Genomic DNA, 14,597 nt, shown 5'->3' with positions numbered 1-14,597 from the left:
AAGCCGTTACGCCGCCCGGTCCACCAGTGCCGCCGGTGGCTCGTCGTCCATTTCGAAGGCCATCGGGAAGGGGGCGTGTCCGGCCAGGTGGAACCAGCGGACCTTGCGGTGTTCGCGCAGGCGGCGGGCGGCGCCCACGGCGTCGTTGTGGAAGCGCCGGGCCATCGGCACGCGGCGTACCGACTCGGCGAGTTCGCGGGCCGCCGCCTCTCCGCCGGGGGCCTCGCGGACGCCCTCGACCTGCGGGGGCTCGGCGAAGACGGCGCGCAGGGCCTGGCTCAACTCGCTCTCGGCGACCTCCCGTTGCTCCTCCTCGGCCTGCCGGGCGGCGTGCGCGGCCTCGTAGAGGACGATCGAGGCGGCCGGGTCGAGGACTCCGGAGGTGGCCAACTCCTGTGTCACCGAGGCGCGGCGCAGCAGTTGGGCGTCGAGCGCCGCGCGGGCCGCGTCGATCCGGGTGTGCAGCCGGTCCAGCCGGCCCGCGGTCCAGCTCAGGTACAGGCCGATCGCCACGACGGCTACGAGGATCCAGATCAGAGTTGCGGTCACGGGCGGCAAGGCTACCGGGCCGTTCCACTGGGGTTGGCCGGGTGTCGTGCGGGGTGTTGGTGCGGGCGTTGTGGGGGCTGCCGCCCCCACACCCCCGCTTCGGCCTGGACGGCCTCGTCCTCAAGCGCCGGACGGGCTGGATATGCCGGCCAGCAACGAGAAGTCGCCGCCTCTCAGTCCCGCGCCAGGCCGAACCGCGCCCGCAGCCCCGTCCGTTCGTCCGTCGCCACCGCCGCCGCGCCCGCCGTCACCGTCTCGTACACGGACAGGATGTCGGCCCCGACGGTCGACCAGTCGAAGCGGCGGACATGAGCGCTCCCCTGCCGGCTCAGCTGCGTCAGCCGCTCGGGGTCGCCCAGGAGTCGTACGGCCGCCTCGGCGAGGGTGTCCGCGTCCTCGTTGGTGAACAGCTCGCCGGCCGCGCCCTGGTCGAGGACCTGCGCGAAGGCGGGCAGGTCGGAGGCGAGGACCGGGGCGCCCGCCGACATGGCCTCGACGAGGATGATGCCGAAGCTCTCGCCGCCGGTGTTGGGGGCGACGTAGAGGTCGATGCTGCGCAGGAAGCGGGCCTTGTCGTCGTCGCTGATCATGCCGAGGAACTCGACGCGGGAGCGCAGCTCCTCGGGGAGCGTCTCGACGGCCTCCTCCTCGTCGCCGCGTCCGGCGACCAGCAGCCGGGCGTTCGGGCGCTCGGCGAGGATCCTCGGCAGGGCCTTCATCAGCACCGGGAGGCCCTTGCGGGGTTCGTCGATGCGCCCTATGAAGCCGATCGTCTCCCCCTGCCATTCGGGCTTGGGTTCGGCGCGGGCGAAGAAGTCGACGTCGACGCCGTTCGGGATGACGACCGCGTCCCCGCCGAGGTGTTCGACGAGCGTGCGGCGGGCGTACTCGCTGACGGCGATCCGCGCGCTGATCTTCTCCAGCGCGGCCTGGAGGATCGCGTACGCGGCGATCATCGCCCGGGAGTGCGGGTTGGAGGTGTGGAAGGTCGCCACGATCGGGCCCGAGGCCGCCCAGCAGGCCAGCAGGCCCAGCGACGGCGAGGTCGGCTCGTGGATGTGGATGACGTCGAACTCGCCGTCGTGCAGCCAGCGTCGGACCCGCGCGGCGGACAGGAAGCCGAAGTTCAGCCGGGCCACCGAGCCGTTGTACGGCACCGGGACCGCGCGGCCCGCCGAGACGACGTACGGCGGGAGCGGGGTGTCGTCGTCGGCCGGAGCGAGGACGGACACCTCGTGGCCGAGCCGGATGAAGTACTCGGCGAGGTCCCTGATGTGGAACTGGACGCCGCCCGGCACATCCCAGGAGTAGGGGCAGACGATGCCGATCCTCACGAGGGCCCCTTCGTGGGGTCGAGATCCGCGAGCCACAAGCGCTGCAGCATGTGCCAGTCCTCCGGGTGGTCGGCGATGCCGGTGGCGAAGGCGTCTGCCAGCGCCTGTGTCATGACAGACGTCTTCTCGGCCCGGTCACCTGACCCGGGTACCTCGACGGGCGGATGGACGCGTCCCCGCATGACCGGCGAGTCGTCGTACCAGAGCGTCACCGGGAGCAGCAGCGCGCCCGTCTGCTGGGCGAGGAGGGCCGGTCCCGCGGGCATGCGGGTGGCCTCGCCGAAGAACTTCACCTCGACCCCGGAGGCGGACAGGTCGCGCTCGGCGACCAGGCAGACCAGGCCGCCGTCGCGCAGTCGCCGGGCGAGCGTGCCGAAGGCGGTGCCGCCGCTGTGCGGCAGGACCTCCATGCCGAGGCCCTCGCGGTAGGCGACGAACCGGTCGTAGAGCGTCTCCGGCTTGAGGCGTTCGGCGACCGTGGTGAACGGGGTCTCCAGGGCCGTGGTGACCCAGGCGCCGGCGAGGTCCCAGTTGGCGAGGTGCGGCAGCGCGAGGATGACGCCCCGGTCGGAGGCGATGCCGTCGGTCAGGTGGTGGACGTCCTTGGGGTCGAAGCCCGTGCGGATCCGCTCGGGGCTCCAGGCGGGGAGCCGGAAGGACTCCATCCAGTAGCGCAGGTACGACCGCATGCCCGCGCGCGAGAGCTCGGCGAGCCGCTCGGGGCTCGCGTCGGGCACCACGCGCGCGTAGTTGCTCTCCAGCCGTCGTACGCCCTTGCCGCGCCGCTTCCAGGCGAGGTCGGCGATGGTGCGGCCGAGCCGGACGGCGACCGGCTCGGGGAGCTTCTTGACGGTGCTCCAGCCGAGGCCGTAGAGCGCGTCGGTCAGCCGCTCCTGGGCCTTGCTCACGGTGTCGCCCCGGTGCTGTGCTGCTCGGCTTCCTGCGCCGACGCGGCGTCGGCCTCGGCCGCCTCCCGGCGGACCGTGACGACCCGCTGGATCAGCGTGACCAGGCTGCCGACGGCCACGATCCACAGCGCGATCGGCAGCAGCCACTGGATGCCCGGGACGCCGAACTTGTGGAGCCCGGAGAGACCGCACGCGACGAGTGAGATCACCAGTCGCTCGGCCCGCTCGACGAGTCCGTTGACGGCGACGGGCAGTCCGATCGCCTCGCCGCGTGCCTTGGTGTACGACACCACCTGGCCGCTGGCCAGGCAGAAGATCGAGACCGCGCACAGGGCGATGTTGTCGCCGCCGCCCGCGTACCAGAGGGCGAGGCCGCCGAAGATCGCGCCGTCGGCGACCCGGTCGAGCGTGGAGTCGAGGAAGGCGCCCCAGCGGCTGGAGCGGCCCAGCTGGCGGGCCATGTTGCCGTCGACGAGGTCGGAGAACACGAACAGCGTGATCACGACCGTGCCCCAGAAGAACTCGCCCATGGGGTAGAAGACCAGCGCGCCCGCGACCACTCCGGCGGTGCCGAGGAGGGTGACCGTGTCGGGGCTGACGCCCCGGCGGATCAGAAACGCGGCGAACGGCGTGAGGACACGCGTGAAGAATGCACGCGCGTACTTGTTCAGCATGGCCTTCCCGAGGGTCGGTGTCGCCGCGCGGCCCCTGCTGGCCACCGGCTGGCCCATCGTAGCCACGCGCGCGCGTGGGCGGCCGCCGGGCACCCGTGCGCCCGTGTCACGACTCGGTGCCGGCGGCCGGATCGCGTCCGCCGTATGGACGCACCGTGACGGGAGTGGAAAGCTCGAACCACCGCGGGCGTCATCGGAGCCGCCACCGCACGCGGCACCGTGTGTCCGCGCCCACAGTGACCTCACCGTGCACGGGAGGCAAGGCCATGGGCGACAAGGCGAACGCACACCCCGGAGCCGCCGGCAGGGCTACGGCGGCCGACCACCCCGCGTCCGTACGGAATGTGGTGCTGGTCGGCCACTCCGGATCGGGCAAGACGACTCTGGTGGAGGCCCTCGCGCTGACCGCGGGGGCGGTGAACCGGGCGGGCCGCGTGGAGGACGGCGGCACCGTCTCCGACTACGACGAGATCGAGCACCGCCAGCAGCGCTCGGTGCAGCTCTCCCTGGTGCCCGTCGACTGGGACGGGTACAAGGTCAATCTTCTGGACACCCCCGGATACGCCGATTTCGTCGGCGAGTTGAGGGCCGGTCTGCGTGCGGCGGACGCGGCCCTCTTCGTCGTCTCGGCCTCCGACGGGGTGGACGGCTCGACCCGCATGGTGTGGGAGGAGTGCGCGGCGGTCGGCATGCCGCGCGCCATCGTCATCACGCACCTGGAGTCGGCGCGCGCGGACTTCGAGTCGATGACCCGGTACTGCGCGGAGGCGTTCGGCGCGGACGACCCCGACGCCGTACTCCCGCTGTATCTGCCGCTGCACGGCGCGCCCGGGCCCGACGGGCACGCGCCCGTGACCGGTCTGGTGGGACTGCTGTCGCAGAAGCTGTTCGACTACGCGTCCGGGGAGCGCAAGGAGTCCGAGCCCGGGCCCGACCAGGTGCCCGGGATCGAGGAGGCCCGCAACCGGCTCATCGAGGGGATCATCTCGGAGAGCGAGGACGAGACCCTCATGGACCGCTACCTCGGCGGCGAGGACATCGACGTGAAGACGCTGATAGCGGACCTGGAGCGGGCCGTCGCGCGCGGGGTGTTCTTCCCCGTCCTGGCCGCCGCCCCCGCCGCCGAGGGCGCCCGGCAGGGCCTGGGCACGGTCGAACTGCTTGAGCTGATCACGCGCGGTTTCCCGACCCCGCTGGAGCGCGAGGCACCCGGCGTCACCACGGTCGACGGCAGGGCGCGGGAGCTGAAGGCCTGCGATCCGAACGGGCCGCTGGTCGCCGAGGTCGTGAAGACCGCCTCCGACCCGTACGTCGGCCGGGTCTCCCTGGTCCGCGTCTTCTCGGGCACCCTGCGCCCCGACGAGACGATCCATGTCTCCGGGCACGGGCTCGCCGACCGCGGGCACGAGGACCACGACGTCGACGAACGCGTCGGCGCCCTGTCCGCGCCCTTCGGCAAACAGCAGCGGGCGCTCACGCACTGCATCGCGGGCGACCTCGCGTGCGTGGCGAAGCTGGGCCGCGCGGAGACCGGGGACACCCTCTCGGCCAAGGACGACCCGCTCCTCATGGAGCCCTGGGAGATGCCCGACCCGCTGCTGCCGCTCGCCATCCAGGCGCACAGCAAGGCGGACGAGGACAAGCTCTCGCAGGGCCTGAGCAGGCTCGTCGCCGAGGACCCCACCATGCGCCTGGAACAGAACCAGGACACCCATCAGGTCGTCCTGTGGTGCCTCGGCGAGGCCCACGCGGACGTCGCCCTGGAACGGCTGCGCAGCCGCTACGGCGTCCAGGTCGACGTCGTACCGCACAAGGTCTCCCTGCGGGAGACGTTCGCCGCCAAGGCGCAGGGGCGCGGCCGGCATGTCAAACAGTCGGGCGGACACGGGCAGTTCGCGATCTGCGAGATCGAGGTCGAACCGCTGCCGGGCGGCACGGGCATCGAGTTCGTGGACAAGGTCATCGGCGGCGCGGTGCCGCGGCAGTTCATCCCGTCGGTGGAGAAGGGCGTAAGGGCCCAGGCCGCCAAGGGGGTTGCGGCAGGCCATCCCCTCCTCGACGTACGGATCACGCTGCTCGACGGCAAGGCGCACTCGGTGGACTCCTCGGACGCCGCGTTCCAGACGGCCGGCGCGCTGGCCCTGCGGGAGGCCGCGGCCGAGGCGAAGATCCATCTCCTGGAGCCGGTGGCCGAGGTGACCGTACTGGTCGGCGACGACTACGTGGGCGCCGTCATGAGCGACCTGTCCGGGCGCCGCGGCCGGGTGCTCGGCACCGAGCAGACGACCGGCGGACGCACACTGATCCGGGCCGAGGTCCCCGAGATAGAGATCGGCCGCTACGCCGTCGACCTCCGCTCCCTCTCGCACGGCACGGCCCGCTTCAACCGCGCCTACGTCCGGCACGAACCGATGCCTCCACAGATCGCCGAACGGATCCGTGAAGAGGCGGGTGACGCACCGTAGTTCGGGATCTGACGCCCCGTAGTGCGGAATCTTCGGTGCCGGCGGGCAGCTTTCGGCTGTCCGCCGACGGATGTCAGTGATGGCCGATACGCTGATGACCTGATCAACAGGTGTGCGGAGCACGGAAGTCGGGAAAGCCGCAGAAGCGGGAGCAGCGGCGATCGGGGGCGGGAATGACCGTTGACAGCGGTTACGCGGACATCTTCGGACCACAGGTGCCGCGTACGGGCGACGAGGGCCAGACGGCGACCTTCGCGCTGGCCTCGGCCGCCTACCGGGACAACCCGGTCGAGGAGATAAAGAAGGCCGACAACGAGTGGCACCAGACGACGGTCAATCCCGGCATCTGGACGACGCTCTTTCGTCCCAACCTCGGTGAGGCGTTCTCCGGAGCCGTGGTGGCCCGCATGCTCGGCCCCGGCCGCAAGCCGCTCATTCAGTCGTTCGGTACGGAACCGCAGGCCGTCGTGGAGCATGCCTTGGCGGCGAACAACATCCGCCGGGCCCGGGACAACAGGCTGTCCGCGATCATGGTGCTGTGCGGTGTGCTCTTCCTGCCGGGGCTCGTCATCTGGCTGCTGGTCTTCCAACTGCGCGGCATGATCGACGGCCTCACCAAGAACAACAAGAGGGCCGGCGCGCTCGCAACGACCCTGCTCGTCGGGGTGGGCGCCCTCGCCGTGATCTTCCTGATCAAGATGCCGTTCACGGGCTTCTGGGCCTGGTACGCGCGTGCGTGCGTCATCCTCCCCGTGGTCGGCTGGCTGTGGGCCAAGCAGGTCTGCGAGAACACCGCGAAGGATCTGCGCGGGCGGTGGGACAGCCTCCTCTCCGGCAGCAGCGTCGGCGCCAAGGTCCCCGAGGCGGTGCCGACCAGCCCCGGCGAGACCCAGGCCGAGCAACTGCGCCAGGCCCTAGCGAAGCTCAGCGCCGAGCAGCAGTCCAACTCGGTCTTCTACGCCGGGCCCAAGGGCATCCTCGGCATGGGCACCCGCTGGGGCAGCTGGCAGCTGGCCGAGGACCTGATCGCGCGGGACGCCGACCGGGAGATCCACCCCTTCCGCAGCTGGGACGTCATCCGGAACATCCACGACGACCTGCGCATGCTGGAGCGGAACACGATCAACACCGGCGGCTTCCCGAAGCCGTCCATACGCCACTGGGTCGTCACACCGATCGGTGAGGGCGCGAAGGCGGTGTCCCGGCCCGAGGGCACGGACGTCGACGCATACCAGGTCAAGTCGCACGCCATCCAGGACATCTGCAACAAGCAACAGTTCGGCGCCGGCGACCGGCACTACCTGGGTGTGCAGTGGACGCTCTGGGAAGGGCAGTTGGTCATCACGATGATGATCACGGTGACCGTGCTGCACAAAACGCTGCGCGTCGAGATCACCGGACATGCCCTGGGACCCGTGAACTCGCTGTTCACGAGCAAGCCCGAGGCCCCGACGAAGGACGTGCAGAAGACCTTGAAGCCGTGGGAGACGCGCAAGGTCAAGCTCCCGCTGGTCCCCGCCCGCGAGGTGGTACGCCTGGCGGTCCGCGCCCCGATCACCTGGTACCCGCCACTGCTGAACTGGCTCGGCGGTTCGATAGCCCTGCCCGAGCCGTTCGGCCTGCGGCACGCCTGGGCCGACCAGCCCTGGCGCCACCGCTTCATGGCGGACGACGCGCTGCGCGCCGCGACACCGGTCCTGCGCGTGGTGCACGCCGCGGCGATCCGCGTCCTCGACGAGAACGGCGTGGACACGGAGAAGTTCAGCAGCCGCTCGTCGGCCCTCAGCGGAGGCGTGCAGGACGCCTCACCGAAGAAGGCCGACGTCTACGACGCGTAGCCGCACCCGATCGCGTGGCTCACGCCGTGGGCCACGCGTCCGCAAGCATCTTCCGTGTGTCCGCGAGGAGTTGGGGCAGCACCTTCGTGTGGCCGACCACCGGCATGAAGTTGGTGTCGCCGCCCCAGCGCGGGACGATGTGCTGGTGCAGATGGGCGGCGATGCCCGCGCCCGCCACACTCCCCTGGTTCATGCCGATGTTGAAGCCGTGGGCACCGGACGCGGTACGCAGGGCCGTCATCGCCTCCTTGGTGAGCGCCGCGAGTTCCACGGTCTCCGCGTCGGTCAGGTCGGTGTAGTCGGCGACGTGCCGGTAGGGCACGACCATCAGATGGCCGCCGTTGTACGGGTACAGATTGAGCACCCCGTACACCAGCTCACCGCGCCTGACGATCAGCCCGTCCTCGTCCGATTTCGCCGGAATCGAGCAGAAGGGGCAACCGTCGTCGGCCCCGGGGCCGGTCGGCTTGTTCTCGCCCTGGATGTAGGCCATCCGGTGCGGGGTCCACAGGCGCTGGAACGCGTCCGGCGTCCCCACTCCGATCTGCTGCTCCGGCTCACTCGTCATGCAAGTCAGCATATGGCTTCGCTCGTTCGCGGCGTGTCGCCGGGGTTGCGGGAGGGACACCCACCGCCAAGCTGTTCCGATGGACGACGACACCCGCAAGGCCCGCTGGGAGCGCAGCACGGAGGTTCCGCTCGCCGTGGCGTCGATGCTCTTCCTCGCCGCGTACGCGGTCCGCATCCTGGCCCACGGCCTGTCCGGCGACTGGAAGGACCTCTGCCTCGCCGTGCTCTTCGCCGCGTGGGCGCTCTTCGCCGTGGACTACGCGGTCCGCTGGTGGCTGAGCGGCGAACGGCTGCGCTTCGTCCGCACGCACTGGCTGGACACCCTGGTGCTGGTCCTGCCCCTGCTGCGCCCGCTGCGGGTCGTCAAGGCGTACGAGGCCGTACAGCGACGGCACGGCGAGCCCCGGCTCGCGCTGCACGCGCGCGTGATGGTCTACGCCGGGTTGTCCACCACCCTGCTGGGCTTCGCGGGTGCCCTGTCCGTGTACCACGTCGAGTACACGGCACCGGGCGCGACGATCAAGACCTTCGGCGACGCCGTCTGGTGGACCTGCGCCACCTTCGCGACCGTCGGCTACGGCGACGTGGTGCCCATCACCCCGCTCGGCCGCCTGATCGCCGTAGGAATGATGGCCATCGGCCTGGCCCTCCTCGGCGCGGTCACCGGAACCTTCGCCTCCTGGCTGCTCCAGGTCTTCGCGAGGGAGGACGACGAGAGGCCCCCGGGGATCTGAACTCCCGAGGGCCTCTCAAAAAAACTACGGACTCAGACCTGCACCCGGTCCGCCACGATCTGCTCGATCTTGGCGATGGCCGCGTCGAACGCGATGCCGTTCTCCTGCGAGCCGTCGCGGTAACGGAAGGACACGGTCCCGGCGTTCATGTCCTCGTCCCCGACGATGACCATGAACGGCACCTTCTGCTTCTGCGCGTTACGGATCTTCTTCTGCATCCGGTCCGAGGAGGAGTCGACCTCGACGCGCAGCCCCTTCTTCTTGGCCGCGACGGCGAACTTCTCCAGGTACTCGACGTGCGCGTCGCCGATCGGGATCCCGACCGCCTGCACAGGCGCCAGCCACGCCGGGAAGGCACCCGCGTAGTGCTCAAGGAGCACAGCGAAGAACCGCTCGATGGAACCGAAGAGGGCACGGTGGATCATGACCGGCCGCTGCTTGGAGCCGTCGGGACCGGTGTACTCCAGGTCGAACCGCTCCGGCAGGTTGAAGTCGAGCTGGACGGTGGACATCTGCCAGGTCCGCCCGATCGCGTCCTTCGTCTGGACGGAGATCTTCGGCCCGTAGAACGCGGCGCCACCCGGGTCGGGAACGAGCGGCAGCCCCTGCTTCTCGGCGACCTGCCGCAGCGTCTCCGTCGCCTCTTCCCAGACCTCGTCCGAGCCGACGAACTTCTCCGGGTCCTTGGTGGACAGCTCCAGGTAGAAGTCCGTCAGGCCGTAGTCCCGCAGCAGGTTCAGGACGAACGTGAGCGTCTTGTCCAGCTCGTCCGCCATCTGCTCACGCGTGCAGTAGATGTGCGCGTCGTCCTGCGTGAAGCCCCGCGCGCGGGTGAGCCCGTGCACGACGCCCGACTTCTCGTACCGGTACACGGTCCCGAACTCGAAGAGCCGCAGCGGCAGTTCACGGTAGGAACGGCCGCGCGCGTCGAAGATCAGGTTGTGCATCGGGCAGTTCATGGGCTTGAGGTAGTAGTCCACGCCCTCGTCGAGCTGCATGGGCGGGTACATGCCGTCGGCGTACCAGTCCAGGTGCCCGGACGTCTCGAAGAGCTTCCCCTTCGTCGCGTGCGGGGTGTAGACGAACTCGTAGCCCTCCTCCTCGTGGCGGCGCCGCGAGTAGTCCTCCATGACCCGACGGACGACACCGCCCTTGGGGTGGAAGACGGCGAGGCCGGAGCCGATCTGCTCCGGGATGGAGAAGAGGTCCAGCTCGCTGCCCAGCTTGCGGTGGTCGCGCTTCTCGGCCTCGACCAGGAAGTCGAGGTGCGCCTTCAGCTCCTCCTTGGAGGGCCACGCGGTGCCGTAGATGCGCTGGAGCATGGGGTTCTTCTCGCTGCCGCGCCAGTACGCGGCGGCGTTGCGCATCAGCTTGAACGCCGGGATGTTCCGGGTGGTCGGCAGGTGCGGGCCCCGGCAGAGGTCCTTCCAGCACAGGTCGCCGGTCTTGGCGTCGAGGTTGTCGTAGATCGTCAGCTCGCCGCCGCCGACCTCGACGTCCGCGCCGTCGTCCGTGGACGCGGAGCCCTTGATGCCGATGAGTTCGAGCTTGTACGGCTCGTTCGCCAGCTCCGCACGGGCGTCCTCGTCGGTCACCACGCGCCGCGAGAAGCGCTGCCCCCGCTTCTGGATCTCCTGCATCTTCTTCTCGATGGCCTTGAGATCCTCGGGCGTGAACGGCCGCTCGACGTCGAAGTCGTAGTAGAAGCCGTCCTTGACCGGCGGGCCGATGCCGAGCTTGGCCTCGGGGAACAGCTCCTGCACGGCCTGGGCCATGACGTGCGCGGTGGAGTGGCGCAGGATGTTCAGGCCGTCGGCGGAGGAGATCTCGACGCCTTCGACCTCGTCCCCCTCGGAGACGACGTAGGCCAGGTCCTTGAGCTCTCCGGCCACGCGCGCGGCGATGATCGAGCGCTCGCCGGCGAAGAGCTCGGCGGCCGTCGTGCCCGTCGTCACCGTGCGCTCTTCCCGCTCGGAATCGCGTTGGATGATCACGCGGACGTCTGACACCGGTCTCTCCTGACTGCGGGGTGGATGCGGCGCCATACCGTGAGCGCGCGCATTGGGGGATCGTACCGACCCTACGGGCCCCACCGCGAAACGGTTGCCGCACTCCCCCCTCCCTCAGTCCTCGCCGCTGCACGCCTCCTCGAAGAAGTCGAGGTTCTCCTGGAGGGACTTCAGCAGCCGGTCCCGCTCCGCCTCGTCCACCTGCACCGGTACGACCCCGGAGGCGCCGGTCAGCCTGCGGAAGCCGCCCCGGCTCTCCAGCCGCCCGTGCACCCGGACCGGGAGCCCGACGAGATGGGCGTGACCGGCGATCCGGTACGACTCCTCGTCCAGCGTCATCCGGACGTGCCCGACCTCGGCGCCCGCGATCACCTGCATCCGTACGGTGCCCTCGCCGCGCGGCCCGGACCTGCGCATCCGCACCACCGAGCCGGTGATGCGCACGGGCATGGCGGGTTCCTCGCGCAGATAGCGCGCCCCGGCCTCGCGCAGCACGGGCAGGTCGCCGGGCGAGAACTCGACGGCCTCGGCGGGGGCCGCGCAGCCCTCGGGGACACCGGCGGCGGGCGCCCACTCGACGGCGATCCGGGCGCCCTCGGTGCCACGCACGAGCGCGACGACGGCCTCGGTCAACTCGCGGCTGACGCCCGCCTCGACAGCCCCGTCGAAGGCGTCCATGCCGCCGGTGGCCCGCTGGTAGTCGATGGCCTCGCGGGTGGCGTACAAGGCCTGGTGCAGGCGTACGGCGAGGGTGCGGCCGGTGTCGACGGGGACGAACGCGGTGAGCTGCCGGCCGCCGGGGGCGGAGCCGACGAGGACGTGGTCCAGGGAGGCGGCTGCGGGGCGGCGGTGGCGGGCGCCGTAGTAGCCCGCACGCGCGCGGGTGGCGAGGGCGGCGGCGAGCAGCATCTGGCGTGCTGCGGCGCGCAGTTGCTCCTCGACCGTCCAGGGCGCGGCGCCCGCCGGGCCGGTCGGGATGTCCCGCCACCAGCGGATCTCGTCGCTCGGTACGGCGAGGCCGACGAGGACCTCGCGGGCGGAGGGGGTGTTGCTGCGGGCGAGCGCGATGAGCGCCTCGCCGAGGAGGTCGTCGCTGTCGGGAAAGGCCCGGCTCTCGGGGACCAGCAGGCTGGTCCCCGAGCCGCCGGGCCCGGGTGGGGTCCAGCGGCCGTAGCGTCCAGGGGCGCCGCCGCGCCGCTGCCAGCCGTGCCGGCGCAGCAGGGCGCCGAGGACGGCGGGGTCGACCTGGTCGGGCTCGGGCGGGCGCTCCCAGGAGGTGGTGTCCACGGGATGCGGCCGTACCTGCCTCAGGTGTTCCTCGACCGGGCGGTCCCTCATGGCCTGCCTCCCGTCCCGACCCGCGTCATGATCTCGCACAGCGCCCGGTCGTCGAAGATGCGCGCGGTCGGTATGCGCACGGTGGTCCGGGTCCGGCCGGTGATCGCGTGACCGGCGAGGTTGACCCAGTAGCAGCAGTGGCGCAGGTCGAGCCGGTCGTGGCTGGCGCGCAGCCAGTCGTCCTGGGAACGCGGGACGAGCATCACGACCAGGATCTTGTGCACCGAGACCGGGGTGCGGGCGAGCTTGCGCAGGTGGTCGTTGTCGAGCGTGAAGGAGAAGGAGCGGCCTGGTGGGTTCGGCGGGATCTGGTAGGTGCACTTGAGCTGCACCTTGATGGTGACCTCGTCGTCCACCGTGTGTCCGGGCGAGCCGTGACTGACGTGCCAGTCGATGCCGTTGTCCGGAAAGGGCTGCGAGAGCGAGCAGCCGGCCGCGGCGGCCACGGCGTGCAGATAGCCCACCTGCAAGGTTTCCATGCAGGCGGTGGTGGCGAGCGATCCGCGATGGGGTGCCGTCCGTTCGGGCAGCAGCCCGCCCCGCTCGGGCTGCGCTATCACCATGACCAATTCGCCTTCCACGCCAAGTGTTTCCCCGTACCGGGACGCTGAACTGCAAAGACCCGCACTCCTGTTGTGTCCTTCCGGCGTACGGCGCAAACAGCACGGGTATCACCAAACAGGCAGAAGACGGCGCGTCAGCTGCCGTGGGTGAACGAGGAGTTGTGTACGTATGACGTGCTGGTACGAGGGCCCGTTGGCCGCGTTCGACACGGAGACAACGGGCGTGGATGTCGAGACCGACCGCATAGTGTCGGCCGCCGTCGTCGTCCAGGACGCCCCCGGTACCCGTCCCCGGGTCTCCCGGTGGCTGGTGAACCCGGGGGTGCCGGTGCCCGCCGGGGCGACGGCGATCCATGGACTGACGGATGAGCATCTTCAGCGCAACGGCCGCTGGCCCGCGCCGGTGATGCACGAGATAGCCGACGAGCTGGCCGAACAGGCCGCGATGGGACGCCCGTTGGTGGTCATGAACGCACCGTTCGACCTGACCCTGCTGGACCGCGAACTGCGCCGCCACCGCGCGTCCTCGCTGGACCACTGGTTCCGGACGACAACGCTGCGGGTGCTGGACCCCCGGGTCCTCGACAAACACCTGGACCGCTACCGCAAGGGCCGCCGCACCCTCACCGACCTGTGCGCGCACTACGGCGTCACACTGGACGGCGCGCACGACGCGGGCGCGGACGCGCTGGCCTCCCTGGAGGTGGTACGGGCCCTGGGCCGCCGCTTCGCGACCCGGCTGGAGCGCCTGACCCCCGCCGAACTGCACACCCTGCAGTCGACGTGGCACGCGGCCCAAGCACGCGGACTCCAGGCGTGGTTCACGCGCAGCGGCACACCGGAGGTGGTGAGCACGGACTGGCCGCTCCGGCCGGGCCTGGCCGAAGCGGCCTGACGGTGTGGGGGCGCGCCAACCACCGGCAAGCGCACAACAGACACAAGGGCATACCCGGAACACAAAAAAACCGGCCCGCTGATGCGGACCGGTTTTTCCCGGTGGGCGATACTGGGTTCGAACCAGTGACCTCTTCGGTGTGAACGAAGCGCTCTCCCACTGAGCTAATCGCCCGGGAACGGACTGAACAATACAGGCCCCCGCCGGTTTCCTTCAAACCGCTTCCAGGTGTGCGAGCAGCCCGCGCCGTCCGGCCCGCATCATCAGCGCGTGGTTCAGGCGGAACACCGGCCGCCCGGGTACGGCGAACCGCCTGAGCAGCGGCCGGTTCAGGTCGACCTCCTGGTCGTAGCGGGCGAGTGTGCCGGAGCCGTCGGCCGTGAGCGTCCAGCGCGCCCAGCCCTCCAGGTCGCCGGTCATCGCGATCTCCAGCACCCCGGCGGCCGGATCGCGCAGCACTTCGCGCGCGGTGAAGGTCAGGGCGTACGGCAGGCTCGCGCGAATGCGGATGACGCCGGTGGTGTCGTCGAGCTGATTGACCTCGCGTACCTGCGGCCACCAGCGCGGATACTCCTCGGCCCGCTCCAGGACCGGGTAGACGACGGCGGGCGGCGCGGGCAGCTCCCACCGGGCGCGGAAGCGGTAGTGGGTCCAGTCCATGGTGGGAGTCTGCCCGCTCGAAGGCCCGTCTCCCGGCAATCCGGGGCGTTTGAGTACCCG

The 14,597-nt window shown here is 70.6% G+C and carries 13 protein-coding genes and 1 tRNA gene; 4 read left to right on the top strand and 10 right to left on the bottom strand.

The features are described from left to right. Positions 1–6 precede the first annotated feature (6 nt). The 4 genes from ACIBJH_RS31015 to pgsA all read right to left on the bottom strand — a co-directional run bounded on the left by ACIBJH_RS31015 (position 7) and on the right by pgsA (position 3,522). The gene (locus ACIBJH_RS31015) at positions 7–549 is read right to left on the bottom strand and encodes a hypothetical protein (RefSeq protein ID WP_399120170.1); all 543 of its coding nucleotides are present in this window, start codon (positions 547–549) and stop codon (positions 7–9) included. Positions 550–722: 173 nt separating this feature from the next. Then, a complete protein-coding gene (locus ACIBJH_RS31010; protein WP_399120169.1) occupies positions 723–1,883 on the bottom strand; it encodes a glycosyltransferase family 4 protein in 1,161 nt (386 codons plus the stop codon). Next, positions 1,880–2,791, bottom strand: a complete 912-nt coding sequence (locus tag ACIBJH_RS31005; RefSeq protein WP_399120168.1) for a phosphatidylinositol mannoside acyltransferase — start codon at positions 2,789–2,791, stop codon at positions 1,880–1,882. Before ACIBJH_RS31005 ends, ACIBJH_RS31010 begins: the two co-directional genes overlap by 4 nt. Next, positions 2,788–3,522: a phosphatidylinositol phosphate synthase gene (pgsA, locus tag ACIBJH_RS31000; protein WP_399120200.1), complete on the bottom strand. Its 735-nt coding sequence runs from the start codon at positions 3,520–3,522 to the stop codon at positions 2,788–2,790. Before pgsA ends, ACIBJH_RS31005 begins: the two co-directional genes overlap by 4 nt. A gap of 209 nt (positions 3,523–3,731) precedes the next feature. Here pgsA and ACIBJH_RS30995 point away from each other — a divergent pair, with 209 nt between their 5' ends. Beyond that, positions 3,732–5,930, top strand: coding sequence for an elongation factor G-like protein EF-G2 (locus tag ACIBJH_RS30995; RefSeq protein ID WP_399120167.1), 2,199 nt, complete (start codon positions 3,732–3,734; stop codon positions 5,928–5,930). A 173-nt stretch (positions 5,931–6,103) separates the two neighbouring features. Continuing rightward, positions 6,104–7,768: a hypothetical protein gene (locus tag ACIBJH_RS30990; protein WP_399120166.1), complete on the top strand. Its 1,665-nt coding sequence runs from the start codon at positions 6,104–6,106 to the stop codon at positions 7,766–7,768. A 19-nt stretch (positions 7,769–7,787) separates the two neighbouring features. On the opposite strand, the gene ACIBJH_RS30985 is transcribed toward ACIBJH_RS30990, so the two are convergent. Continuing rightward, positions 7,788–8,348, bottom strand: coding sequence for an HIT family protein (locus tag ACIBJH_RS30985; protein ID WP_399120165.1), 561 nt, complete (start codon positions 8,346–8,348; stop codon positions 7,788–7,790). Between the two features lie 67 nt (positions 8,349–8,415). On the opposite strand from ACIBJH_RS30985, the gene ACIBJH_RS30980 reads away from it, so the two are divergent. Continuing rightward, the gene (locus tag ACIBJH_RS30980) at positions 8,416–9,072 is read left to right on the top strand and encodes an ion channel (RefSeq protein ID WP_399120164.1); all 657 of its coding nucleotides are present in this window, start codon (positions 8,416–8,418) and stop codon (positions 9,070–9,072) included. 32 nt (positions 9,073–9,104) lie between these two features. On the opposite strand, the gene thrS is transcribed toward ACIBJH_RS30980, so the two are convergent. The 3 genes from thrS to ACIBJH_RS30965 all read right to left on the bottom strand — a co-directional run bounded on the left by thrS (position 9,105) and on the right by ACIBJH_RS30965 (position 12,982). Continuing rightward, a complete protein-coding gene (gene thrS, locus ACIBJH_RS30975) occupies positions 9,105–11,081 on the bottom strand; it encodes a threonine--tRNA ligase (protein WP_399120163.1) in 1,977 nt (658 codons plus the stop codon). Between the two features lie 114 nt (positions 11,082–11,195). Further along, positions 11,196–12,419 carry a hypothetical protein gene (locus tag ACIBJH_RS30970; protein ID WP_399120161.1) on the bottom strand — a complete coding sequence of 408 codons (1,224 nt, stop codon included), beginning with the start codon at positions 12,417–12,419 and terminating at the stop codon, positions 11,196–11,198. After that, a complete protein-coding gene (locus ACIBJH_RS30965; protein WP_093624554.1) occupies positions 12,416–12,982 on the bottom strand; it encodes a DUF4365 domain-containing protein in 567 nt (188 codons plus the stop codon). Before ACIBJH_RS30965 ends, ACIBJH_RS30970 begins: the two co-directional genes overlap by 4 nt. Positions 12,983–13,151: 169 nt before the next feature. On the opposite strand from ACIBJH_RS30965, the gene ACIBJH_RS30960 reads away from it, so the two are divergent. Further along, positions 13,152–13,877, top strand: coding sequence for a 3'-5' exonuclease (locus tag ACIBJH_RS30960; RefSeq protein ID WP_399120159.1), 726 nt, complete (start codon positions 13,152–13,154; stop codon positions 13,875–13,877). 102 nt (positions 13,878–13,979) lie between these two features. Here ACIBJH_RS30960 and ACIBJH_RS30955 read toward each other — a convergent pair. Both ACIBJH_RS30955 and ACIBJH_RS30950 read right to left on the bottom strand, forming a co-directional pair. Next, a tRNA-Val gene (locus ACIBJH_RS30955) sits at positions 13,980–14,051 on the bottom strand. A gap of 39 nt (positions 14,052–14,090) precedes the next feature. Beyond that, the gene (locus tag ACIBJH_RS30950) at positions 14,091–14,537 is read right to left on the bottom strand and encodes an SRPBCC family protein (protein ID WP_399120158.1); all 447 of its coding nucleotides are present in this window, start codon (positions 14,535–14,537) and stop codon (positions 14,091–14,093) included. Between the last annotated feature and the right edge of the window lie 60 nt (positions 14,538–14,597).

Origin of the sequence: Streptomyces sp. NPDC050548, assembly GCF_044457385.1 — a bacterium.
Classification (GTDB): Bacteria; Actinomycetota; Actinomycetes; order Streptomycetales; family Streptomycetaceae; genus Streptomyces.
The sequence above is the reverse complement of the archived record's forward strand: the minus strand, read 5'-3'. Positions and strand labels throughout refer to the sequence as shown.